Source organism: Microbacterium sp. KRD172, assembly GCF_017168295.1.
Taxonomy (GTDB): domain Bacteria; phylum Actinomycetota; class Actinomycetes; order Actinomycetales; family Microbacteriaceae; genus Microbacterium; species Microbacterium profundi.
The window spans coordinates 1073119-1095936 of sequence record NZ_JABFAS010000002.1 but is presented as its reverse complement, the minus strand read 5'-3'; the positions used below and the strand labels follow the sequence as shown (position 1 = coordinate 1095936).

At 66.6% G+C, this 22818-nt stretch carries 21 protein-coding genes; 6 read left to right on the top strand and 15 right to left on the bottom strand.

Annotated elements, in window-relative coordinates:
* Positions 1-21: 21 nt before the first annotated feature.
* Genes nrdF through nrdH form a run of 5 tightly spaced genes read right to left on the bottom strand, consistent with a single transcriptional unit; the run spans position 22 to position 4704 of the window.
* The gene (gene nrdF / locus J1M43_RS05600; RefSeq protein ID WP_033106723.1) at positions 22-1002 is read right to left on the bottom strand and encodes a class 1b ribonucleoside-diphosphate reductase subunit beta; all 981 of its coding nucleotides are present in this window, start codon (positions 1000-1002) and stop codon (positions 22-24) included.
* Entirely contained in the window at positions 999-1817 is an 819-nt protein-coding gene (locus tag J1M43_RS05595; protein ID WP_033106722.1) for an NUMOD3 domain-containing DNA-binding protein, read from the bottom strand. Before J1M43_RS05595 ends, nrdF begins: the two co-directional genes overlap by 4 nt.
* 8 nt (positions 1818-1825) lie before the next feature.
* Positions 1826-4003: a class 1b ribonucleoside-diphosphate reductase subunit alpha gene (nrdE, locus tag J1M43_RS05590; protein ID WP_052166992.1), complete on the bottom strand. Its 2178-nt coding sequence runs from the start codon at positions 4001-4003 to the stop codon at positions 1826-1828.
* The gene (gene nrdI / locus J1M43_RS05585) at positions 3967-4419 is read right to left on the bottom strand and encodes a class Ib ribonucleoside-diphosphate reductase assembly flavoprotein NrdI (protein WP_206476197.1); all 453 of its coding nucleotides are present in this window, start codon (positions 4417-4419) and stop codon (positions 3967-3969) included. Before nrdI ends, nrdE begins: the two co-directional genes overlap by 37 nt.
* Before the next feature lie 51 nt (positions 4420-4470).
* Positions 4471-4704, bottom strand: coding sequence for a glutaredoxin-like protein NrdH (gene nrdH / locus J1M43_RS05580; RefSeq protein WP_033106720.1), 234 nt, complete (start codon positions 4702-4704; stop codon positions 4471-4473).
* 364 nt (positions 4705-5068) lie between these two features.
* On the opposite strand from nrdH, the gene J1M43_RS05575 reads away from it, so the two are divergent.
* The 4 genes from J1M43_RS05575 to J1M43_RS05560 are packed head-to-tail and all read left to right on the top strand — an operon-like array spanning position 5069 to position 9168.
* The gene (locus J1M43_RS05575) at positions 5069-6280 is read left to right on the top strand and encodes an MFS transporter (RefSeq protein ID WP_206476195.1); all 1212 of its coding nucleotides are present in this window, start codon (positions 5069-5071) and stop codon (positions 6278-6280) included.
* Positions 6277-7203, top strand: coding sequence for a sugar kinase (locus J1M43_RS05570; protein WP_206476193.1), 927 nt, complete (start codon positions 6277-6279; stop codon positions 7201-7203). The genes J1M43_RS05575 and J1M43_RS05570 overlap by 4 nt, the downstream gene beginning before the upstream one ends.
* Before the next feature lie 19 nt (positions 7204-7222).
* Positions 7223-8014, top strand: coding sequence for an alpha/beta fold hydrolase (locus tag J1M43_RS05565; protein WP_206476191.1), 792 nt, complete (start codon positions 7223-7225; stop codon positions 8012-8014).
* A complete protein-coding gene (locus J1M43_RS05560) occupies positions 8011-9168 on the top strand; it encodes an acyl-CoA dehydrogenase family protein (RefSeq protein ID WP_374058513.1) in 1158 nt (385 codons plus the stop codon). Before J1M43_RS05565 ends, J1M43_RS05560 begins: the two co-directional genes overlap by 4 nt.
* On the opposite strand, the gene J1M43_RS05555 is transcribed toward J1M43_RS05560, so the two are convergent.
* The 5 genes from J1M43_RS05555 to J1M43_RS05535 are packed head-to-tail and all read right to left on the bottom strand — an operon-like array spanning position 9165 to position 14179.
* On the bottom strand, positions 9165-9893 hold the full coding sequence (locus tag J1M43_RS05555; RefSeq protein ID WP_307823272.1) for a GntR family transcriptional regulator: 729 nt from the start codon (positions 9891-9893) through the stop codon (positions 9165-9167). The genes J1M43_RS05560 and J1M43_RS05555 overlap by 4 nt on opposite strands.
* 27 nt (positions 9894-9920) lie before the next feature.
* Positions 9921-10700, bottom strand: coding sequence for a 3-oxoacyl-ACP reductase (locus tag J1M43_RS05550; RefSeq protein WP_206476185.1), 780 nt, complete (start codon positions 10698-10700; stop codon positions 9921-9923).
* 35 nt (positions 10701-10735) lie between these two features.
* Positions 10736-12091 carry an aldehyde dehydrogenase gene (locus tag J1M43_RS05545; RefSeq protein ID WP_033106716.1) on the bottom strand — a complete coding sequence of 452 codons (1356 nt, stop codon included), beginning with the start codon at positions 12089-12091 and terminating at the stop codon, positions 10736-10738.
* Entirely contained in the window at positions 12088-12843 is a 756-nt protein-coding gene (locus J1M43_RS05540; protein WP_206476183.1) for a gamma-glutamyl-gamma-aminobutyrate hydrolase family protein, read from the bottom strand. The genes J1M43_RS05545 and J1M43_RS05540 overlap by 4 nt, the downstream gene beginning before the upstream one ends.
* Positions 12824-14179 carry a glutamine synthetase family protein gene (locus J1M43_RS05535; RefSeq protein WP_206476181.1) on the bottom strand — a complete coding sequence of 452 codons (1356 nt, stop codon included), beginning with the start codon at positions 14177-14179 and terminating at the stop codon, positions 12824-12826. The genes J1M43_RS05540 and J1M43_RS05535 overlap by 20 nt, the downstream gene beginning before the upstream one ends.
* Before the next feature lie 152 nt (positions 14180-14331).
* On the opposite strand from J1M43_RS05535, the gene J1M43_RS05530 reads away from it, so the two are divergent.
* Positions 14332-15870 carry an amino acid permease gene (locus tag J1M43_RS05530; protein ID WP_206476179.1) on the top strand — a complete coding sequence of 513 codons (1539 nt, stop codon included), beginning with the start codon at positions 14332-14334 and terminating at the stop codon, positions 15868-15870.
* Positions 15871-15894: 24 nt separating this feature from the next.
* Here J1M43_RS05530 and J1M43_RS05525 read toward each other — a convergent pair whose 3' ends face one another.
* Positions 15895-16167 (bottom strand): metal-sensitive transcriptional regulator, encoded by a 273-nt coding sequence (locus J1M43_RS05525; RefSeq protein ID WP_206476177.1) that lies wholly within the window; start codon positions 16165-16167, stop codon positions 15895-15897.
* 77 nt (positions 16168-16244) lie between these two features.
* On the opposite strand from J1M43_RS05525, the gene J1M43_RS05520 reads away from it, so the two are divergent.
* Positions 16245-17540 carry a DUF445 domain-containing protein gene (locus tag J1M43_RS05520; protein WP_206476175.1) on the top strand — a complete coding sequence of 432 codons (1296 nt, stop codon included), beginning with the start codon at positions 16245-16247 and terminating at the stop codon, positions 17538-17540.
* A gap of 14 nt (positions 17541-17554) precedes the next feature.
* Here J1M43_RS05520 and J1M43_RS05515 read toward each other — a convergent pair whose 3' ends face one another.
* Genes J1M43_RS05515 through hutH form a run of 4 tightly spaced genes read right to left on the bottom strand, consistent with a single transcriptional unit; the run spans position 17555 to position 22817 of the window.
* Positions 17555-18460: an arginase family protein gene (locus J1M43_RS05515; protein WP_033106710.1), complete on the bottom strand. Its 906-nt coding sequence runs from the start codon at positions 18458-18460 to the stop codon at positions 17555-17557.
* On the bottom strand, positions 18441-19619 hold the full coding sequence (gene hutI / locus J1M43_RS05510; RefSeq protein ID WP_206476173.1) for an imidazolonepropionase: 1179 nt from the start codon (positions 19617-19619) through the stop codon (positions 18441-18443). The genes J1M43_RS05515 and hutI overlap by 20 nt, the downstream gene beginning before the upstream one ends.
* Positions 19616-21256, bottom strand: coding sequence for a urocanate hydratase (gene hutU, locus J1M43_RS05505; RefSeq protein WP_033106708.1), 1641 nt, complete (start codon positions 21254-21256; stop codon positions 19616-19618). Before hutU ends, hutI begins: the two co-directional genes overlap by 4 nt.
* Positions 21249-22817 (bottom strand): histidine ammonia-lyase, encoded by a 1569-nt coding sequence (hutH, locus tag J1M43_RS05500; RefSeq protein ID WP_206476171.1) that lies wholly within the window; start codon positions 22815-22817, stop codon positions 21249-21251. Before hutH ends, hutU begins: the two co-directional genes overlap by 8 nt.
* Position 22818: the final 1 nt, after the last annotated feature.

Below are 22818 nucleotides of genomic sequence, written 5' to 3'. Positions count from 1 at the left end.
GGTCTCGGCTGAGTCAGCGACTCAGAAGTCCCAGTCGTCGTCCTCGGTGGCCTCGGCCTTGCCGATGACGTACGACGAACCCGAGCCCGAGAAGAAGTCGTGGTTCTCGTCGGCGTTCGGCGAGAGCGCGGACAGGATAGCCGGGTTCACGTTCGTCACGGTCGACGGGAACATCGGCTCGTAACCGAGGTTCATCAACGCTTTGTTGGCGTTGTAGTGCAGGAACTTCTTGACGTCTTCGGTCAGGCCGACACCGTCGTAGAGGTCCTGCGTGTACTGCACCTCGTTGTCGTATAGCTCGAAGAGCAGGTTGAAGGTGTAGTCCTTCAGCTCGTCACGGCGCTCCTGGGTCTCCTTCTCGAGCCCCTTCTGGAACTTGTAGCCGATGTAGTACCCGTGCACCGCCTCATCGCGAATGATGAGGCGGATGAGGTCGGCCGTGTTCGTCAGCTTGGCCTTGGACGACCAGTAGATCGGGAGGTAAAAGCCCGAGTAGAACAGGAACGACTCGAGCAGCGTCGAGGCGATCTTGCGCTTGAGCGGGTCATCGCCGGTGTAGTAATCCATGATGATCTGCGCCTTCTTCTGAAGGTTCGCATTCTCCGTGGACCACCGGAACGCCTCATCGATCTCCTTCGTCGACGCGAGCGTCGAGAAGATCGAGGAGTAGCTCTTGGCGTGCACCGACTCCATGAAGGCGATGTTGGTGTACACCGCCTCCTCGTGCGGGGTGATCGCGTCGGGGATCAGCGATACGGCGCCGACAGTGCCCTGGATGGTGTCCAGCAGCGTGAGACCCGTGAACACCCGCATCGTGAGCAGCTGCTCTTCCGGCGACAGGGTGTTCCACGACTGCACGTCGTTCGACAGCGGCACTTTCTCGGGCAGCCAGAAGTTATTCACCAGACGGTTCCAGACCTCAAGGTCCTTGTCATCCTCGATGCGGTTCCAGTTGATCGCCTGCACGTGCTCGACCAGCTTGAGCTTCTCTGGGGGGGTCATCCGTCTTTCCTTGTCTCCGTGGACTCTTGCCTGTCAGCGATGCAATGCCGACAGGTCTCCTTGAATACACCCTTGTTGGTGTGGTGCCGTGTGTGCGCACTTCGGACGCTTGACGGCATGGGTCTTCCTTTGCGAACCGCCGACATCTTCGCGCGAGTCTCTGCGCTGGCGGACTTGCCGAAGTTGGGATTGTTCGGCCCTTGCCTCATCTCGGAGAGAAGTGCCTTCGATTCGTCAGACATCGTGTGCCCGTACGACGGATGATCCGATCCGAACTTTCCGAAGTTCGGATTCGCCTCACCCGTATTCATTCCCTTGCGCTGAGCGGACCAACGTGCCCTCTGCTCGTCCGTGCGACGCTGACCCCAGCTGGGATGATCAGGGCCGGTGGGCACGTGCTTCTTCTTCCGTCCTCGTGCGCGATCGCCTGCGGCCTTCCGCTGCTCGACGGTCCACACATGCCCACGCGGGCCCAGCCCGCCTTCCGACAGATTCAGGAGCCGATGTCCGTTTCCTCGTAGTTCGGCAATCCAACGTTGTTCCGCTGCGCCGAGATCTTCAAGCTCGCCAGCAGTCACGAGCTCCATCGGCTGGAAGTAGACGTCTTCATCGGTCTGCATGGTTCGCAACCAGTCATAGAACGGATTCTTCGTGCCTGCTCGTGCGGCTTTCAGATGCTGCCGGCGACGCACCTCTGTCGTCTTGGTCGTGATTCCGACGTATCGGAACTCTGGAGATTCGAAGCGCCGGGCCGCGTAGACGACGCCGATAATCGGCGAACGTTCTACCCAGCCCGGCACATTCGTCATCTTCATACCTCAGATCAAAGCATGCAAGAAACGCACTCATCCATGGACGTGCCCTCGAGCGCCATCTGGCGGAGGCGGATGTAGTAGATCGTCTTGATGCCCTTGCGCCATGCGTAGATCTGCGCCTTGTTGATGTCGCGCGTGGAAGCGGTGTCCTTGAAGAACAGCGTCAACGAAAGACCCTGATCGACGTGCTGCGTTGCCGCGGCGTACGTGTCGATGACCTTCTCATAGCCGATCTCGTATGCGTCCTGGTAGTACTCGAGGTTGTCGTTCGTCATGAACGGCGCCGGGTAGTAGACGCGACCGAGCTTGCCTTCCTTGCGGATCTCGATCTTCGACGCGATCGGGTGGATCGAGCTCGTCGAGTTGTTGATGTACGAGATCGAGCCGGTCGGCGGCACCGCCTGCAGGTTCTGGTTGTAGATGCCGTGCTTCTGGATGGAAGCCTTCAGCTCAGCCCAGTCGTCCTGCGTGGGGATGTGCTTGCCCGCGAAGAGCTCCTTGACCTTCTCGGTCTCGGGCAGCCACGCGCGGTCGATGTACTTGTCGAAGAACTCCCCCGACGCGTACGTCGAGTCCTCGAAGCCGTCGAAGGCGACGCCACGCTCGATCGACAGCGCGTTCGAGGCGCGCAGCGCGTGGAACAGCACCGTATAGAAGTAGATGTTCGTGAAGTCGATGCCCTCTTCCGAGCCGTAGTGCACGTGCTCGCGAGCGAGATAGCCGTGCAGGTTCATCTGGCCGAGGCCGATGGCGTGCGAGCGGTCGTTGCCGTCTTCGATCGAGCGCACCGAGGCGATGTGGCTCTGGTTGCTGACGGCGGTCAGTCCGCGGATCGCCGTCTCGACCGTGATGCCCAGATCATCGGCATCCATCGCCAGTGCGATGTTCATCGAGCCGAGGTTGCACGAGATGTCCTTGCCGATCTGGTCGTACGACAGGTCGTCGTTGTACGTGGTCGGCGTGTTCACCTGCAGGATCTCGCTGCAGAGGTTCGACATGTTGATGCGGCCCTTGATCGGGTTCGCCTTGTTCACCGTGTCCTCGAACATGATGTACGGGTAGCCCGACTCGAACTGGATCTCGGCGATGGTCTGGAAGAACTCGCGCGCGTTGATCTTGGTCTTCTTGATGCGCGGGTTGTCGACCATCTCGCGGTACTTCTCGGTGACCGAGATGTCGCCGAACGGCACTCCGTAGACCTTCTCGACGTCGTACGGCGAGAACAGGTACATGTCCTCGCCGTTCTTGGCGAGCTCGAACGTGATGTCGGGCACGACGACACCCAGCGACAGGGTCTTGATGCGGATCTTCTCGTCGGCGTTCTCACGCTTCGTGTCGAGGAAGCGCATGATGTCGGGGTGGTGTGCGTTGAGGTAGACCGCGCCCGCACCCTGACGTGCACCGAGCTGGTTCGCGTAGCTGAAGCTGTCTTCGAGGAGCTTCATAACGGGGATGATGCCGCTGGACTGGTTCTCGATCTGCTTGATCGGTGCACCCGCCTCACGGATGTTCGACAGCAGCAGGGCGACACCGCCGCCGCGCTTGCTCAGCTGCAGCGACGAGTTGATGCCGCGCGAAATCGACTCCATGTTGTCTTCGATGCGCAGCAGGAAGCAGCTGACGAGTTCGCCGCGCTGCGCCTTGCCCGCGTTGAGGAAGGTCGGAGTCGCCGGCTGGAAACGACCGGAGATGATCTCCTCGACGAGCTTGACGGCCAGCTGCTCGTCGCCGTCGGCGAGTCCGAGAGCGGTCATCACGACGCGGTCCTCGAAGCGCTCGAGGTAGCGCTTGCCGTCGAAGGTCTTCAGCGTGTAGCTGGTGTAGTACTTGAACGCGCCGAGGAACGTCTCGAAGCGGAACTTCTTGTCGTAGGCGAGGTCGTTGAGCTTCTGGACGAACTCGTGCGAGTACTTCTCCAGCAGGGCGCCGTCGTAGTACTCCTTCTCGACGAGGTAGTCGAGACGCTCCTTGAGGGAGTGGAAGAACACCGTGTTCTGGTTCACGTGCTGCAGGAAGTACTCCCGTGCGGCACGCTTGTCGGCGTCGAACTGAATCTTGCCGTCCGCGTCGTAGAGGTTCAACATCGCGTTGAGGGCGTGATAATCGAGGCCCTCGTACGCAGCGTTCGCCTTGAAAGCGGCCTGCTCTGTCACTGAGTCGTGCTCTTCGACTGCGATACCCACCATCGTTCCAATCCGTCGCTCACGCGATCAACGTCGTCCTGCGTGCCGAATACTTCGAAGCGGTACAAGTGCGGCACATGACACTTGCGGCTGATGATGTCGCCGGCGGCCGCGAAGGAGTCGCCGAAGTTGGTGTTGCCTGCGGATATCACTCCGCGGATGTTCTGCCGGTTTCGCTCGTCGTTGAGGAACCGGATGACCTGCTTGGGTACAGCGCCCTTCTCCTCGCCCCGCCCCTGTCCTCCGCCATAGGTCGGAGTGACGAGGACGAAAGGCTCATCGACCGCGAGGTCGCCGTCACCGCGGTGCAGCGGGATGCGCTGTGCCGGCAGGCCGAGCTTCTCGATGAATCTGGCCGTGTTGCCCGAGGTGCTGGAGAAATAGACCAGGAGCGGCGCGGTCGTCGCGACTGCTGTCATGACTCACCCCTTTCGCTCCGGACGCTTCGACAGGCTCAGCGATCGAAGGCCCTACGCCAGACGAGAGGCGAGGGCGTCGATCTTGTCGGGACGGAAGCCCGACCAGTGGTCCTCGTCGGTGACGACGACGGGCGCCTGCATGTAGCCGAGCGCCTTGACCTGCTCGAGCGCCGAAGCGTCTTCGGAGAGGTCGTGGATCTCGTATTCGATGCCCTTGGCATCCAGAGCGCGATACGTCGCGTTGCACTGCACGCACGAAGGCTTGGTGTAGACCGTGATCGACATTTTTTCCCCTCAGATCAGAATTTTCCGGCAGACCCCCCGCCGGGAGTTCAATACTACATATGGGTACGGACATTGCGGGTGACCACAAGGGCTAGTAGTTACATCCGTGTAGTTTTCCACCGCTCTCCACTGATACAACACAGGTTGTCCACCGTTTCATCCACAGATCGCGAACTCGTTTCGGAGGTCGCGAAGCGCATGATCTCGCGGTTCTCAGGTCGTCTTCGGAGATCCATCCACAGGCCGCACGCTACGCGGGGGTTCGGACATCCGATTTCCTGTGGAGAACACTCTTCGGCGTGTCGCGGCGTGTCGTGAGCACGCCCCTGCACAGCACCTCCCGCGACCCGAGTAGCGTTGTGCCGTGGCGGGATATCGGGACCTTCTTCGCACCCCTGGAGTGGGGCGCATGATCGCCGCTCAACTGACGGCGCGCTTCCCCAGCGGCATGGCATCGTTGGCCATCCTCCTGCATGTCGAACAGCAGACCGGGTCATACGGCTCCGCCGGGCTCGTCCTCGCCGCGACGTCCGTCGGCCAAGCCGTCTCCGGCCCTGTCACGAGCCGTTGGATGGGCGTGTGGGGCATGCGCAGAGTGCTCACTCTGACCGCTGCGGTCTGCACTCTCGCCGTGCTCGCGCTCGGCCTGCTGCCGCTGAACGTCGCCGGCTACATGGCGTTCGGACTCGTAGCCGGCCTGTCGACTCCGCCGATCCAATCGGCCGTGCGCACCATCTATCCGAAGCTCGTCAACTCCTCTCAGCTGACTCCGCTGTTCTCGCTCGACGCCTCGCTGCAGGAGATCATCTGGATCCTCGCGCCCGTGGCCATCACCCTGGTGTCGACGCAGATCGGCACGACAGAGGGCCTCATCCTCGTGGCGATCGTCCTGGTGCTCGGATGCGGGTGGTTCATCCTCAGCCCTGAGGTGGGTCGCGTGCGCATCCCCCGCAGCCGCCGGGCCCTGGGCCGCGTGCTTCTCAAGCCACCGGTGGCGCTCGCCACCGCGATCGGGTTCCTCGTGATCGGTGCGTGTTCGGCCGTGGAGGTCGGCGTCGTCGCCACTTTCGAGCACGGCAGCCTTCAGGCCGGAGTCGTGCTCGGTATCTTCGCCTGCGGCAGCCTGGTCGGAGGACTCTCCTTCGGCCACATACCGATCGGCCCCTGGGCGATGGCGCGACGCCTCATCATCGTCACCGTGGGCCTCGCACTCACCATGGTCATGCTCAACGCGTACTGGCTGGGCGGCGCACTGTTCCTCGCCGGCCTCGGCATCGCCCCTGCTCTCGCCGTGCTCTTCGCCATCACCACCGCGAGTGTGAAGTTCAGCGAGACGGCCGAAGCATTCGGGTGGGCCGGCACCGGTCAGCTGATCGGCGCCGCTGCCGGCTCCGCCATCGCCGGGTTCCTCGTCGACGGCACGGGCGGGCCGCAGGGCGCGTACCTGGCCGCCGTCCTGTTCGCTATCGTCGGTGTGATGGTCTCCGTGATCTTCGTGCGGGCTCTGCCCGATCTGCGCGATCGCGATCCCAGTCCTTTCCCTGACACCGAACCAGTGGCGGTCACCCCTTCATGAGCATCCCCTCCCTTCCCGGCGCACACACGCCAGACCAGGCTCCAGAGGTCGTGTGCATCGGCGAGACGATGGCGCTGATCACCCCGACGGATGCTGCGCTCTCCGACGCGCACGAAGCCTCCCTCGGTCTCGCCGGCGCCGAGTCGAACGTGACCGCGGGGCTCGCCGCCGCCGGTCACCACGCCGTCTGGGCGTCCCGCCTCGGCGACGATCCGCTCGGCGTTCGCATCTCGTCGGAGCTGACCCGACGCGGTATCGAACTGTGGGTCGAACTCGACCAGGATGCCCCCACCGGCGTGATGTTCAAGGATCCGGCCGCTGAGGGCTCGTCCGTCTACTACTACCGCCGGGGGTCGGCTGCCTCGCGCATGGCGCCGGGGATGCTGTCCGCAGAGCGACTCGCCGGTGTGAAGATCGTGCACACCACCGGCATCACCCCCGCACTCTCGCCGTCCGCCCGCGACATGGTCGATCGGCTGTTCGAAGACGCGCACATCGCCGGTGCGCTGGTCTCGTTCGACGTGAACGACCGCCGCGCGCTGTGGTCGATGGAGGATGCCGCGGCCACGCTGGCACGGCTGGCGAACGCCGCCGACATCACACTGGTCGGCCGCGACGAGGCCGAAAGGATCTGGGGCACGTCGACGGCGGAGGAGATCCGTGCCTTCCTGCCCGACTGCGACCTGCTCGTCGTGAAGGACGGCGACGTGGGCGCCACGGCCTTCCACGGCGATGCTCACCCGGTGTTCGTGCCTGCCCCGGTTGTCGACGTCGTCGAACCGGTCGGCGCGGGTGACGCGTTCGCGAGCGGATTCCTCGCGGCGACGCTCGAGGGCAAGCCGCTCGCCGAGCGTCTGTCCGCAGGGCACATCGCGGCCGAGCGCGTACTCACGATCGCCGCGGACATGCCGCCCATCGGCTGATCACTCGTAGGCTGAAGACATGCCTGCTCCCGTCCAGCTCCCCCGAATCTCCTGGGGGAATCCCGACGCCAACAGCACCGCCCTGCTCGTGCACGGTCTCGGCTCCTCCGCCGCACTCATGTGGCGCCTGGGCGATGCGCTCGCGAACGCCGGATGGCACGCCGTCGCCGCAGACCTCCGCGGCCACGGCGACGCGCCCCGCGCCCTGGACTACACCGTGGGCGCCTATGCCGCCGACCTCGCCGCCCTCTCCCCCGCGCGGGGAGGTGCGTGGGATGCCGTCATCGGTCACTCGCTCGGCGGTGCCGCGAGCACCGTGGCCGCGGCATCCGATCCCCACTGGACGAGCAGGCTCGTCCTGATCGACCCCGCCATCCTCGTCGACGGGAAGAACGCGTCGATCGTGCGTCGCAGCCAGGAACGCGCATTCGCCGACAACCGGATCGAGGTCGTGCGGGAGGAGCATCCGCACTGGCATCCGCAGGAGTTGGAGCTCAAGGTCGACGCCGTGGTGCGGGCGAGCAGGTGGGCGGTCGAGCAGACGAGCGCGCAGAACCAGCCGTGGGATGTGCGAGCGGATGCCGCGATGCTCACCGTCCCGACGCACATCATCGGCGCCGACCCCGAGGTGTACAGCCTGTTCACGGGGCAGGTGGCCGACGGGGTCCTCTCGACGAACGAGAACATCTCGATGTCGATCGTCGCCGGAGCAGGTCACTCGCCGCACCGCGACGAGCCCGACGAGACCATCCGCCAACTGCTGGAGGCACTGTCATGCGATGTACTGAGCGACCGGAAGGAGTCGAAGTGACTTTCGACCCGAAGGCTTATCTGCCCGACGACCTGCTCGACCGCATCCGGGAACGCGCGCCCATCCATGACCGGGAGAACACCTTCCCGGAGCGGGATCTGGAGGAGCTTCGGGATGCCGGATACCTGAGGATCCTCGTCCCGGCCGAGCGCGGCGGCGCGGGTCTCGGGCTCGAGCAGGCCGCTGTGCTGCAGCAGCGTCTTGCGACCGCGGCACCCGCCACTGCCCTCGCGATCAACATGCACCTGGTGTGGACCGGCGTCGCGAAGGTGTTCAGCGACCGCGGCGTGCCCGGCATGGAGTTCGTGCAGGACGGCGCCGCCCGCGGCGAGGTCTTCGCGTTCGGGATCAGCGAGGGCGGCAACGACCTCGTACTGTTCGGCAGCGACACCACTGCCGTACCGCAGGGCGGCGGCGGTTATGCGTTCACGGGCACGAAGATCTTCACCTCGCTCGCCCCGGTGTGGACCAGGCTCGGTCTGCACGGCCTCGACACCACGAGCCCCGATGCACCCAAGCTCGTGTTCGCGTTCATCGATCGCACGGATGCCGTCACCACGAGCGATGACTGGGACACCCTCGGCATGCGCGCGACGCAGAGCCGCACCACCCGGCTGGACGGCGCGGTCGCCGCGCCAGAGCACGTGGTGCGTCGCATCGATCCTGGTCCGAGCCCCGACCCGATCATCTTCGGCATCTTCAGCGTCTTCGAGCTGCTGCTCGCCTCGGTCTACACGGGCATCGCCCGTCGCGCGCTGGATCTCGCGGTGGAGACCGTGCAGAAGCGGACCTCGAAGAAGACCGGACTGACGTACAGCCAGGATCCCGACATCCGCTGGCGCATCGCCGACATGAGCCTGGCGTACGACGCTCTTCCCCCGCAGATCGCGGCGCTCGCGCGCGACGTCGACGAGCAGGCCGACAACGGCGCGCGCTGGTTCACGCTGCTGTCCGGCACCAAGCACCGAGCGGTCGTGATGGCGAAGCACGTCGTCGACGAGGCGATCCTCACCGCCGGTGGCGGCTCGTACTTCTCCTCCAACGAGCTCTCGCGGCTGTACCGCGACGTGCTCGCGGGCATGTTCCACCCCTCTGACCCGGAGTCGGCGCACTCGACCGCGGCGAGCGCACTGCTCGGCCCGCTGGAGAACTAAGCGAGAAAGCCGCGCAGCAGTGCCTCGGAGCCGGCGAGGTGATCGCGCATCGCATCCTCCGCGGCATCCGGCTGGCCCATCAGGATCGCAGTGATGATCTGTTCGTGCTGCATACCGGAATGCTCGATGTTGCGCGGGAGCAGGGGAAACGTGTCCAGCCAGGCGTTGATGCGCGCACGATTCTCCGCCACGAGTGCGACGAGCGACGAGATGCCGGCGGCTTCGGCGATCTCGAGGTGCACGAGGGTGTCCAGTCGGCGATACTCCTCCGGCCCGGCGGGCAGGGCGGCTTCGTGCCGTGCCCACAGTCGCGATCTCACCTCCGCGTCCAGTGCGCGGCCGGCCGCGGCTCGCGCCGAGCCGCTCTCCAGCACCGATCTCAGCCCCAGCACATCGTCAAGATCGGCGGGATCCACATGCCCCGCGTCCGCCGGCACCGGCAGCGGATCGGCTACGAAGGTGCCGCCGTATCGTCCGCGGCGGGGTTCGAGGTATCCGGCATCCGCAAGTTCGCGGATCGCCTCACGCACCGTGTCGCGGCTGACGCCGTACGCTGCCGCGAGCTCGCGCTCCGGCGGGAGCGAGGCACCGGGTGCCACCACACCGAGTCTCACGGTCTGCACGAGCCGTGCGACGGTGTCTTCCAGCGTGTTGCCCCGGCGAAGCGGCCGGAACACGGCCTTGCGCACCTCGACGAGGTCGCGCTCCGAAGGATTCTCACTCACCATCTCAGTCTCTCAGAGCGCGTCCGGTCACAGCGGCGTGACGTAGGCGTTGCTGATGCCGCCGTCGACCACGAACGCACTTGCTGTGATGAACGAGGCATCGTCCGACGCGAGGAATGCGACCGCTGCCGCCAGCTCCTCCGGCTCGGCGAACCGGCCCATCGGCACGTGCACGAGCCGCCGCTGGGCGCGTTCGGGATCCTTGGCGAAGAGCTCCTGCAGCAGCGGGGTGTTCACGGGACCGGGGCACAAGGCGTTGACGCGGATGCCCTGTCGCGCGAACTGCACTCCGAGTTCGCGCGACATCGCCAGTACGCCGCCCTTCGAAGCGGTGTAGCTGATCTGCGAGGTCGCGGATCCCAGCAGCGCGACGAAGGACGCCGTGTTGATGATCGACCCTCTGCCTGCCGGCACCATGTGCCGCAGCGCCGCCCGACTGCACAGGTAGACGCTCTTCAGATTGACGTCCTGCACGAGGTTCCAGGCCGGCAACTCGGTGGTCTCGATCGAATCATCGGACGCCGGGGAGATGCCCGCGTTGTTGAACGCGATGTCGATGCGTCCGAACTCGGCCGCGACGCCGTCGAACAGCGCGTTCACCTTCGCCTCATCGGCCACGTCGACCGGGCGGAATGCACCCCCGACTTCGGCCGCAGCGGCCTCGCCGGTTTCCGGATCCATGTCGGCGATGACGACGAAGGCCCCTTCAGCGGCGAATCGGCGTGCCGTGGCGAAGCCGATGCCGCCGGCACCCCCGGTGATGATCGCGACGCGATCCTTGAGACGCTGAGTCAGATCGATGCTCATGTGCAGGTTCCTTCGATGCGAGTGGAGGGTCGGTATCAGTCGGTCGCGAAGAAGACGTTCTTCGTCTGTGTGAAGTGCTCCGCGGCATCCGGGCCGAGCTCTCGCCCGAGGCCGGAGGCCTTCATGCCTCCGAACGGAGTGGCGTAGCGCACGGAGGAATGCGAGTTCACCGACAGCACACCGGCATCCACTCCCCTCGTGACGCGCACGGCTCGGCCGAGGTTCTCCGTCCACACAGAACCTGCCAGACCGTAGACGGTGTCGTTGGCGAGGCGGATGCCATCGGCTTCGTCTTCGAACGGCAGCACGGAGACCACCGGCCCGAAGATCTCCTCCCTGGCGACTCTGTCTCCGGGCTGGGCGATCACCACAGCGGGGGCGAACCAGAAGCCGTCCCCGCTCGGCGCGCTTCCCCTGAACGCCACGTTCGCGCCGTCGAGGAAGGATGCGACAGTATCGCGATGCCCCGCCGAGATGAGCGGCCCCATGTCGGTTGCTTCGTCGCCCGGGTGCCCGACCCTCCACTTCTGAACGGCAGGCTCGAGCAGTTCGAGGAAGCGGTCGTAGACGCTGCGCTGCACGAGCAGCCTGCTGCGTGCACAGCAGTCCTGTCCGGCGTTGTCGAACACCGACCCAGGCACGGCCGCTGCCGCCTTCTCGAGATCAGCGTCTTCGAACACGATGTTCGCCGACTTGCCGCCGAGCTCGAGCGTGACGGGCTTGAGCGCCCGCGCGCAGCCGGCGGCGACGTCGACTCCGACCTCGGTGGATCCGGTGAAGACGATCTTGCGAACGTCCGGATGCGCGACGAGGCGCTGCCCGACGACGGAACCGGAGCCCGTGACGACCTGGAAGAGCCCGTCGGGAAGACCCGACTCCCGCGCGAGCTCACCCAACCGGATCGCCGTGAGCGGTGTGAGTTCAGCGGGCTTGAGGACCACGGCATTGCCTGCTGCAAGGGCGGGCGCGAAGGCCCAGGCCGCGATCGTCATCGGGAAGTTCCACGGCACGATCACACCGATCACGCCGTATGCCTCGTGGAAGGTGACATCGAGGCCGCCCGCCACCGGGATCTGCCGCCCTGAGAGGCGCTCCGGATCTGCGGAGTAGTAGTTGAGCACCTGTGCGACGTGGCCGGCTTCCCAGCGCGCGGCGCTGATCGGATGCCCGGAGTTGCGTACCTCGAGTTGCGCGAGTTCCTCCACCGCAGTCTCGATGCGCCTTGCGAACGACCGCAGCGCGTCGGCGCGGGCGACCGGAGCAAGAGCCGCCCAGGTGCGCTGCGCCACGACGGCACGTGCGACGGCGGCATCCACATCCTCCACGCCGGCTCGCGGCACGTCGCGAATGGGTGTCCCCGTGGACGGGTCGATCACTGTGAACGCGCTCATCGCGCCTCCTTCTCCGAGTGGGTGAACTCGCGCGCCTGCGCCACGAGGTCTTCGAACAGCCGTCGGTTCTCCGCGTTCTCCTCGGGATGCCACTGCACACCGACGAGGTAGCCGTTCGCGGAGTCCTCGACCGCCTGCACCAGGCCGTCGTCGGTGCGCGCGGAGACGACGAGGCCGTCTCCCAGGCGATCGACGCCCTGGTGGTGATAGCTGTGAACGCGCAACCCGCCGTCTCCCAGAATTCCTGCGAGTCTCGTGCCGGTGGCCACCGTCACCTCGTTCTCGGCGAACACTCCCCCGCCGAGCTTGTATCGATCGGTGCCGAGGGATTCCGGCAGATGCTGCTGCAGTGACCCGCCCCGCGCCACGTTGACGAGCTGCAGCCCGCGGCAGATGGCGAGCACCGGCATCTGCCGCCGCTCAGCGGCGTGGAACAGCGCAAGCTCCCAGGCGTCGCGATCAGTGCGCGCCGCGTCGGTCGACGGATGCCGTTCGTCACCGTACAACTCCGGCTGCACATCGGCACCGCCGGTGAGGATGAGCCCGTGCAGCCCGGCGATCGCAGCATCCGCCGTGGTCTCGTCCTGCGGAGGCAACAGCATCGCGATGCCGCCGGACGACGTGACACTCGTCAGGTACTGCGCGGGAAGGAACGATGCCCTCACGTGCCACACCCCTTGCTGCGCGCGTTCCAGGTAGGTCGTGACGCCGATCAGCGGACGGACCGCGTCCTCAGAGCCGTTCGAAACCACGGATGCGCTCCCAGTCTGTGACGGCGGCGTCGAAGGCCTCCACCTCGATGCGCGCCTGATTCAGATAGTGCTCGACCACGTCATCGCCGAACGCGGCGCGAGCGACCGTCGATTCGCTGAACAGCCGTGCGGCCTCACGCAGCGTCGTCGGCAGATGCTCCACCTCGGCCGTATAGGCGGACCCTTCCAGCCGTGGCGGAAGCTCCAACTCGTTCTCGATCCCGTGCAGACCTCCCGCGATGATCGCTGAGATGCCGAGGTACGGATTCACATCGCCTCCAGGGACCCTGTTCTCCACTCGGAGCGAGGGGCCGTGACCGATCACGCGCAGAGCACAGGTTCGATTGTCGATTCCCCAGGCCACGCCGGTCGGCGCGAAGCTCCCGTCGGCGAAGCGCTTGTAGGAGTTGATGGTGGGTGCGTAGAGAAGTGCGAACTCGCGCATCGTCGCGAGGATGCCTGCGATCCAGTGCTCCATCAGCGGACTGAAGCCGTGCGCACCGCCGCCTGCCATGACAGCCCCGCCGTCGGCATCGCGGACCGACAGGTGGATGTGGCAGCTGTTGCCCTCGCGCTCGTTGAACTTCGCCATGAAGGTGAGCGACTGTCCGTGCTGCTCCGCGATCTCCTTCGCCCCGTTCTTGTAGATCGTGTGCTGGTCGGCGGTCTCGCGCACTTCGGCGAAGCGGAACGCGATCTCCTGCTGGCCGAGGTTGCACTCGCCCTTCACGCCTTCGTTGTACATGCCGGCAGCGTCCATGCTGTTGCGGATGTCACGCAGCAGCGGCTCCAGGCGTGTGGTGGCGAGCAGGTTGTAGTCGACGTTGTAGTCGGTCGAGGGCGTGAGCCCCTCGTATTTGCGCGCCCAGGCCTCGCGATAGGTGTCGTCGAACACGATGAACTCGAGCTCGGTGCCGCTGAACGCGGTCCAGCCCCGCTCGGCGAGGCGGTCGCGCTGCCGGTCGAGGATGGCGCGCGGCGAGGGCGCGACCGGACGCCCGTCGCCCCAGACCAGATCTGCCATCACCAGCGCCGAACCTTCGATCCACGGGATCCGCCGGAGCGTCGCCGGGTCCGGACGAAGCACCATGTCGCCGTAGCCCTTGTCCCAGCTCGACATCGCGTAGCCGTCCATGGTGTTCACATCGACGTCGACCGAAAGCAGGTAGTCGCAGGATTCGGCGCCATGGTCGAGGACCTCCTCGCGGAACAGCCGCGCGGAGATGCGCTTTCCGGTGAGTCGGCCCTGCGCGTCGCCGAACGCGACGATCACGGTGTCTATCTCGCCGTTCGCGATCGCTTCGTCCAACTGCTCGACGCTGAGGTTTCCCGGCATTGATCCGCTCCCGTCCTGTGAGATCCGGCATGCACCGAACCCTTCGCACCCTAGAACACTTTCTCATTTAAAGGTAGACGGAACCGACCATTGAGTGCCACACTCTCGTGCAGGGCGCAGCCCGCGTCTGTCCAGGTGCGAACGGAGTTCGGATGTCTGAGCAACACAGTGGGTCCCGCAAGGTCGCTGGGGCGACCTATACGCCGGCCGGCAGCGACTACTTCAAGAAACGGACATTGAAGCGCAGCGCCGGCGTGTGGGGCCTTTGGGGACTGGCGGTGGCAGCAGTCATCTCCGGTGACTTCTCGGGTTGGAACTTCGGCATCGACTTCGCGGGCTTCGGCGGGATGCTGATCGCCTTCGCGATCCTCGTGATCATGTACTACGGCATGATCTTCTCGATCGGAGAGATGGCTGCCGCGATGCCGCACACCGGCGGCGCATACTCATTCGCACGTTCCGCCCTCGGCCCGTGGGGTGGCCTGGTCACCGGAGCCGCCGAGACGATCGAGTACGTGGCCACCACGGCGGTGATCGTCTACTTCTCGGCATCGTATGCGAACGGCATCACCGCCGAGCTGCTGGGGTTCACGCTGCCGGGTTGGGCCTGGTATCTGATCCTCTACGTCGCCTTCATCGCGTTGAATTCCGCGGGCGCCGCGATCTCCTTCCGCTTCGCGATCATCGTCTCGATCATCTCGATCGCCATCATCGTGGTGTTCTCTCTGATGGCGGCCTTCTCCGGGGCGTTCAGTTGGGACAGCCTGTGGAACATCGCGCCTGACCCCGGTCAGACGGCGTTCCTGCCGCATGGTGTGCTGCCGATCCTGTTCGCTCTGCCTTTCGCGATGTGGTTCTTCCTCGGTATCGAGGAGCTCCCACTCGCCGCAGAGGAATCGCACAACCCGACCCGCGACATCCCGAAGGCCGGCTTCTGGGCACGCGGCACCCTGATCGTGACCGGTCTGCTCGTGCTGTTCCTCAACACCGGCGTGCTCGGAGCCGAGGCGACGGGCGTCGCCGGAGAGCCGTTGCTCGACGGGTTCCGCGCGATCGTCGGCGACCAGTTGGCGGCAGTGCTCGCCCTGTTCGCATTGATCGGGCTGCTCGCATCGTTGCAGGGCATCATGTTCGCGTACGGCCGCAACATGTATTCGCTCTCCCGTGCCGGCTATTACCCGCGCTTCCTGTCCCTGACCGGCAAGCGTCAGACGCCGTGGGTCGCCCTCACCGTCGGTGCCGGTATCGGTTTCGTCGCGCTGGTCGTGCTCGACATCCTCGGCACCTCCGGTATCGGAGCCGTGGCCGGGGCGATCGTGCTGAACATCGCCGTCTGGGGTGCTGTGCTCGCGTACGGCCTGCAGCTGGTGTCGTTCATGATCCTGCGTCGCAAGTACCCGAACGCCGATCGTCCGTATCGCAGTCCGTGGGGCGTACCGGGTGCGGCGGTCGCGCTGCTGATCGCCGTACTGATCTTCGTGGGCTTCCTGTTGAACCCCACATTCGGCCCGGCGATCATCGCGATCGCGATCGTCTACGTGATCATCCTGCTCGGGTTCGGGCTGTTCTTCCGGCACCGACTGGTGCTCTCTCCCGAAGAGGAGTACGCGCTGTCCGGTGGAGAGCACCGCGATCCGCAGGTCGAGGGGTACGAGGCCATGGAGGACGAGGTCTTCGACGCGAAGCCGTGATGAACGGGCGGCGAGGAGCGCGCGTCACTTCCGGTCGAACTCGAATGCCTTCAACAGCTCTCCGACGGCCTGCTCGCGCTGCTCGCCGCCCTCATCGAACATGTGCGTCACGTGGGTGCGCAGATGGTTCTCGAGCAGCAGGCGGTTGAGGGATTCCAGCGACTTCTGGATCGCGCGGGACTGCGTGATGATGTCCATGCAGTACTCCTCGTTCTCGATCATCCTGGCGACCCCGCGCAGTTGACCTTCGAGGATGCTGGTGCGGTGCAGCGCACGCTTCTTGATGTCTTCGATCACGGTTCGAGGGTACCCCGGGTCGACGCTCCCTGAGCCTGTCGAAGGGTCGGCACGCTGCGCGTGCGAGGATGGCACACATGCCGCGCACTCCGATGGCCCTGCTCTCTACCGCTGATCAGGAGCGCCTGCGGGCCCTTCGCCGCATGAAGGCGATCGCGATCGGCGCGCTCGTGTTCATGGCGGTCGTCTTCGTCTTCGCGTTCGCATTCCAGGAGCGACTGGGCTGGCTCGGCTATGTGCGCGCGGCCGCCGAGGGCGGCATGGTCGGCGCGCTCGCCGATTGGTTCGCCGTCACCGCGCTGTTCCGGCGCCCGCTCGGCCTGCCCATCCCGCACACAGCGATCATCCCCAATCGCAAGGACGAGATCGGTCGCACCCTCGGCGAGTTCGTGGAGACGAACTTCCTCGCCGCCGATGTCGTGCGCACCAAGCTCGCCTCGACGGCGATCGCCAGGCGCGCGGGCGAGTGGCTGCAGCACCCTTCGACAGGCTCAGGGACCTCGCACGCCGAGCGCGTTGCGGCCGAGGGCGCGACGATCGCCACCGCCGTGCTGAACGCGCTCAGCGACGACGACGTGCGCGACCTCATCACCGATCTCGCCCGCGAGCACCTGGTGCAACCGGAATGGGGACCTCCTGCGGGCGTGTGGCTGGAGAAGATCGTCGACGCAGATGCCCACCACGGCGCCGTCGATCTCGCCGCGGACAGCATCGCGACCTGGCTGGACTCGAATGCCGGATCCTTCACGGGTCTGGTCTCGCGTCGTCTGCCCTCATGGGTGCCGCGTCTCGCGCACCGGTTCGTCGACGACACCGTCTATCACGAGGCGGTCAAGTTCGTGCACGCCGTGCAGGACGATCCGCAGCATCCGGCACGGCTCGCGATCGACGGCTATCTGGCCCGCCTGGCCGACAACCTCCAGAACGATCCGGCGACTCGCGCGAAGCTCGAGAACGCGAAGGCGTCGCTGTTCGACAGCCCCCGGGTCGGCGCGTTGGCCGCGGAGGCGTGGAACACCGCCAAGGCGGGACTGCTGACGGCGCTGGCCGATCCCGCGAGTGGGCTGCGCGTGCGCGCCGCGCGTGCCGTGCAGGAGGTCGGCGAGCGCCTGACGACGGATGCCGCGTTGCAGACCCGCGTCGACACGTGGGTGTCCGAGGCCGCCGTGTTCCTCGTCGACCGCTACCGGCACGACATCGCGTCGATCATCACCGAGACGGTCGAACGCTGGGATCCAGCCGAGACGACCGAGAAGATCGAGCTCATGGTCGGGCGCGATCTGCAGTACATCCGCCTGAACGGCACCGTGGTCGGCGCGCTGGCCGGCCTTGCGATCTTCTCCATCGCGCAGGCTGTGATTCCGGGAGTCTGAGGGCCGGATACGGCTCAGCGCGCGGCGAGACCCGCCAGCAACTCCAGCACGCACAGTGCCGCGAGGCGCACAGTGCGGCCATCCGCCGAATCGGCCGTGGCATCGACCTCGGCGATGTCGGCGCTGACGACGCGGGCGTCGCCCGCGAGGGCGCGCACCAGCGCTCGCAGCTCGTACGCCGCGAGACCTCCCGGCACACTCGCTGGGCACCCCGGCACGACCGATCGATCCGCCGCATCGACGTCGACGTCGAGATGGATGCGTGCCTCAGCATCCACCCCCGCGATCTCATGCGCTTCGCTCGCGACGTCGGCGATGCCGCGACGGCGCAGCTCGTCGAGCGTGATGACGCGGATGCCCCAGTCGGCCGCACGCCGCGCATACGCCGGGGAGTTCGCATAGTCGGCGATTCCGATCTGCACGATCCGCGCAGGGTCGATGCGCTCGCTCTCCGGTGCGTCCTCGACCAGGCGGCGCACCGGCGAGCCGTTCGAGATGCCGTCGCGCAGGTCGAGATGCGCATCGATCGTGATGAGCCCGTTCGTCCGGGCGCCGCGCGCGACAGGGTAGGTGAGGGAGTTGTCGCCGCCGAGTGCGATGACGAGGTCTGCGGTCGCCGACAGCTCCTGCACGCGGTCGACGGTGCTCGCGATTCCGGCGTCGCCGTCCGGCTCGGTGATGTCGCCGGCATCCACGATGCGCAGCGCGGTGTCGAGGTCGACGACCGGCGGTCCCATCAGGGTCGCGCTGTACCGCGACAGGGCCTCGCGGATCGCGGCGGGTGTCGAGTGCGCACCCGTCGGCGAGAGCGAGGTGCGCCATGTCGGAACACCCAGGATCGCAGCATCGGCCCGCTCTCCCACCGTGGCCGCCGGCCAGCCACCGGCCCGCGGCCAGAGATCATCGTGTGTGAGAGCCATGGGATGCTCCGTCCTTCCAGACTCGAGTGACCAGTGGCACGCCAGGGCGGTACGAGAGGTGCACGTGGCTCGGAGCATCGAGCAGCACGAGATCTGCGCGGGAGCCCGGGGAGATGCGGCCGACGTCATCTCGGCGCAGGGCTCGCGCTCCCCCGGCGGTCGCTGCCCACAGGGCCTCGACGGGTGTCATGCCCATGTCGCGCACGGCGATCGCGATGCAGAACGGCATGGACGAGGTGAAGCTCGAGCCTGGATTGGTGTCACAGGCGAGCGCGACCGTCACGCCCGCATCGATCAGCCTGCGCGCATCCGGATAGGGCTGACGCGTGGAGAACTCAACACCGGGCAGCAGCGTGAGCACGGTGTCTGATCCCGCGAGCGCCGCGACATCGTCATCGGTCAGGTAGGTGCCGTGGTCTATGGATGCTGCGCCCAGCTCGACGGCGAGCCGCACACCTCCCCCGGGGCCGAGCTGACTGGCATGAACCCGGGGGATGAGCCCGCTCGCGATCCCCGCTTCCAGCACTCTGCGCGACTGCTCGACGGTGAAAGCACCCGTCTCGCAGAACACGTCGATCCATCGTGCGTGCGGAGCGCAGGCCTCAAGCATGGGACCGGTGACGAGGGCGACGTAGGCGTCAGGATCGTCGGCGTATTCCGCCGGGACCACGTGAGCCCCGAGGAAGGTGACCTCGGCGGTGACCTCTGCGGCCAGACGCACGAGACGCTCCTCGTCGGCGACTGTCAGCCCGTATCCGCTCTTGATCTCCACGGTCGTCGTGCCCTGTGCGAGCATCTCGTCCATGAATCCGCGCAGCCGCGTGCGCAGTTCGTCGTCCGTCGCCGCGCGCGTGGCTGCGACAGTGGATCGGATGCCGCCCGCGGCATACTTCTGCCCAGCCATCCGCGCCTCGAACTCTGACGTGCGGTCTCCGGCGAACACGAGATGGCTGTGACTGTCCACGAAGCCGGGGATCACGGCACGTCCGGCCGCATCGACGACCTCGACCCCTTCGACAGGCTCAGGGATCGTCCCGGTGTCTGCGACCGCTCCCGCCCACGCGACCCGGCCGTCTTCGATCAGCACCGCGGCGTCGTGCAGCGTGCCGGCGTCGGTGTTCGTCGTCAGCTCACCGATGTTCGTGATGAGAGTGTTCACAGCATCGGCACCTTCAGGCCGCGCTCGCGGGCGATGTCACGTGCGTGTTCGTACCCGGCGTCGACGTGGCGCATGACGCCCGTGCCGGGGTCGTTCGTGAGCACTCTTTCGAGCTTCTCGGCGGCCAGCGCGGTGCCGTCTGCGACGCACACCTGGCCGGCGTGGATGCTGCGCCCGATGCCGACGCCTCCGCCGTGATGCAGCGACACCCAGGACGCACCGGATGCCGTGTTGAGCAGGGCGTTCAGCAGCGGCCAGTCGGCGATCGCATCGGAGCCGTCCTTCATCGCCTCGGTCTCGCGGTACGGCGAGGCGACCGACCCCGAGTCGAGGTGGTCGCGTCCGATCACGACAGGTGCCTTCAGTTCGCCGGACGCCACCATCTCGTTGAACTTCAGCCCCGCGAGATGCCGTTCCTTGTATCCCAGCCAGCAGATGCGTGCGGGCAGACCCTCGAAATGGACTTTCTCGCCCGCCTGTTCCAGCCAGCGGTGCAATGCAGCATCCTCCGGGAACAGTTCCGCGATGGCGCGGTCCGTCTTGTAGATGTCCTCCGGGTCACCGGACAGCGCCACCCAGCGGAAGGGCCCTCTGCCCTCCTCGAACTGCGGGCGGATGTACGCCGGCACGAAGCCGGGGAACTCGAAGGCCCGCTCGAATCCCCCGAGCTCCGCCTCGCGGCGGATGGAGTTGCCGTAGTCGAAGACCGCGGCGCCGGCATCCTGGAATCCGACCATCGCCGCGACGTGCTCAGTCATCGACGTGCGCGACCGGCGGGTGAAGTCCTCCGGGTCCCGATCCGCTTCGGCCTTCCACTGCTCGACCGGGACGCCGATCGGCAGGTAGGCGAGCGGGTCGTGCGCGCTGGTCTGGTCGGTCACGATGTCGATCGGGACTCCTCGGCGCAGCAATTCGGGGAAGACCTCGGCGGCGTTGCCGACGACTCCGACGGAAAGCGCCTCGCCGGCATCTTTGGCGGCGAGGACGCGTGCCACCGCAGCATCGAGATCGGCGGTGTACTCGTCAAGATATCCGTGCTCGACGCGGCGGGCAAGGCGCGTCTGATCCACGTCGACGATGAGCACGACGCCGTCGTTCATGGTGACGGCCAGCGGCTGCGCCCCGCCCATACCGCCCGCGCCGGCGGTCAGCGTGAGGGTGCCTGCGAGCGACTCGCGCCCGAGCGAGCGCGCCACAGCCGCGAAGGTCTCGTAGGTGCCCTGCAGGATTCCCTGCGTGCCGATGTAGATCCATGACCCGGCGGTCATCTGCCCGTACATCGTGAGCCCCAGCGCCTCGAGCCGGCGGAATTCGGGCCAGGTCGCCCAGTCGCCGACGAGGTTCGAATTGGCGATCAGCACGCGCGGCGCCCATTCATGGGTGCGGAACACGCCGACCGGCTTGCCGGACTGCACGAGCAGCGTCTCGTCCGGCTCGAGCTCGTCGAGCGTGCGCACGATCGCGTCGTACGCCTCCCACGAGCGCGCGGCCCTGCCGGTGCCGCCGTACACGACGAGGTCTTCCGGATGCTCGGCGACCTCCGGGTCGAGGTTGTTCATCAGCATCCGCTTGGCCGCCTCAGCGCCCCAGCTCTTCGCGGTGCGCTCAGCGCCTCTGGCTGCGTGGATCTCAGGCATGTGCGTTCTCCTTCGCTGTCCGGGCGACGGCGCCCGATCGGACGAGGTCGGTGACGGCTTCGATCTCGGGCGAGAGGAAGCGATCGGGACCTGGCCCCTCGGCCACGGTGCGCACCAGGTCGCGCACGGCCCCGGTGGCCGGCCCTGCTTCCAGGGGACCGCGCAGGTCGAGAGCACGAGCGCCGGTGAGCACTTCGATCGCGAGCACGCGGGTCAGCCCGTCGATCGCGCGACGGAGCTTGCGTGCGGCCGCCCACCCCATCGACACGTGATCCTCCTGCATCGCTGACGACGGGATGGAATCGACGGATGCCGGGACCGCGAGGCGCTTCAGCTCGGAGACGATCCCCGCCGCGGCGTACTGCGCGATCATGAGCCCGGAATCGACTCCCACCTCGTGCGCGAGGAACGGCGGGAGGCCGCGGCTGCGCGCCGGGTCGAGCGCGCGGTCGGTGCGGCGCTCGGAGACGCTCGCGACATCGGCGACGCTGATCGCGAGGAAGTCGAGCACGGCGGCGACCGGCGCGCCATGGAAGTTGCCGTTCGACTCGATCCGCCCGTCGACGGTGATGACCGGGTTGTCGATGACGCTGGCGAGCTCGCGCGAGGCGATGGCTGCCGCATGCTCCATCGTGTCGCGGGCGGCACCGTGCACCTGCGGCGAACAGCGCAGCGAGTAGGCGTCCTGCACGCGCCCGTCCTCGGGGCCCGCGTGGCTGGCGACCATCGGCGAACCGGCGAGGAACGACCGCAGGTTCGCTGCGGAGCGTGCCTGTCCGGTCTGCGGACGCAGCGCCATGAGGTCGGCGGCGAACACGGCGTCCGTGCCGAACTGGCTCTCGATCGACATGGCCGCCGCGAGGTCAGCGGTCGTGAGCAGCATCTCGAGGTCGTGCAGGGCGAGCAGCAGCATCCCCAGCATCCCGTCGGTGCCGTTGATGAGGGCGAGTCCCTCCTTCTCGACGAGCACGAGCGGCTCGATGCCCGCGGCGGCGAGAGCGTCGGATGCCGCCATCTCGATCCCTGAGCCTGTCGAAGGGCCTGAGCCTGTCGAAGGGCCTGAGATGCGCACGGCCCCCTCACCGATCGCGGCGAGCGCGATGTGTGCGAGCGGGGCGAGGTCGCCTGAGCAGCCGAGGGAACCGTACTCGCGCACGACGGGGGTGATGCCGGCATTGAGCATCGCGGCGTACGTCTCCGCCACGACGGGCCTGACACCTGTGCGACCGGAGGCGAGCGTCTGCAGACGCAGCAGCTGCAGGGCGCGCACCACCTCGATCTCGACCTCGGCGCCGGTCCCTGCCGCATGGGAGCGGATGAGGCTCGCCTGCAGCTGATGGCGACGCTCGGGCGCGATGAACGTCGTGGCGAGCGCGCCGAAGCCGGTGGACACGCCGTAGTGAGGGTGCGGATCCGCGGCGAGCGCATCGATCACATCGCGCGTCTCGGCGATCCGGTCGATCGCCCCTTCATCGAGCGAGACAGGGGCACCGTGACGGGCGACGGCGACGACGTCTGCGGGTGACAGCGGCGCAGCACCGACGAGAACGGGTTCAGTCATG

Excerpts from the sequence above, each read along its gene's own strand:
- nrdF (WP_033106723.1), bottom strand. The coding sequence starts at position 1,002 with ATGACCCCCCCAGAGAAGCTCAAGCTGGTCGAGCACGTGCAGGCGATC.
- J1M43_RS05515 (WP_033106710.1), bottom strand. The coding sequence starts at position 18,460 with ATGGCTCTCACACACGATGATCTCTGGCCGCGGGCCGGTGGCTGGCCG.
- hutU (WP_033106708.1), bottom strand. The coding sequence starts at position 21,256 with ATGCCTGAGATCCACGCAGCCAGAGGCGCTGAGCGCACCGCGAAGAGC.
- J1M43_RS05545 (WP_033106716.1), bottom strand. The coding sequence starts at position 12,091 with ATGAGCGCGTTCACAGTGATCGACCCGTCCACGGGGACACCCATTCGC.
- J1M43_RS05595 (WP_033106722.1), bottom strand. The coding sequence starts at position 1,817 with ATGAAGATGACGAATGTGCCGGGCTGGGTAGAACGTTCGCCGATTATC.
- nrdH (WP_033106720.1), bottom strand. The coding sequence starts at position 4,704 with ATGTCGATCACGGTCTACACCAAGCCTTCGTGCGTGCAGTGCAACGCG.
- J1M43_RS05550 (WP_206476185.1), bottom strand. The coding sequence starts at position 10,700 with ATGAGCATCGATCTGACTCAGCGTCTCAAGGATCGCGTCGCGATCATC.
- J1M43_RS05535 (WP_206476181.1), bottom strand. The coding sequence starts at position 14,179 with ATGCCGGGAAACCTCAGCGTCGAGCAGTTGGACGAAGCGATCGCGAAC.
- nrdI (WP_206476197.1), bottom strand. The coding sequence starts at position 4,419 with ATGACAGCAGTCGCGACGACCGCGCCGCTCCTGGTCTATTTCTCCAGC.
- nrdE (WP_052166992.1), bottom strand. The coding sequence starts at position 4,003 with ATGGTGGGTATCGCAGTCGAAGAGCACGACTCAGTGACAGAGCAGGCC.
- J1M43_RS05530 (WP_206476179.1), top strand. The coding sequence starts at position 14,332 with ATGTCTGAGCAACACAGTGGGTCCCGCAAGGTCGCTGGGGCGACCTAT.
- J1M43_RS05565 (WP_206476191.1), top strand. The coding sequence starts at position 7,223 with ATGCCTGCTCCCGTCCAGCTCCCCCGAATCTCCTGGGGGAATCCCGAC.
- hutH (WP_206476171.1), bottom strand. The coding sequence starts at position 22,817 with ATGACTGAACCCGTTCTCGTCGGTGCTGCGCCGCTGTCACCCGCAGAC.
- J1M43_RS05520 (WP_206476175.1), top strand. The coding sequence starts at position 16,245 with ATGCCGCGCACTCCGATGGCCCTGCTCTCTACCGCTGATCAGGAGCGC.
- J1M43_RS05570 (WP_206476193.1), top strand. The coding sequence starts at position 6,277 with ATGAGCATCCCCTCCCTTCCCGGCGCACACACGCCAGACCAGGCTCCA.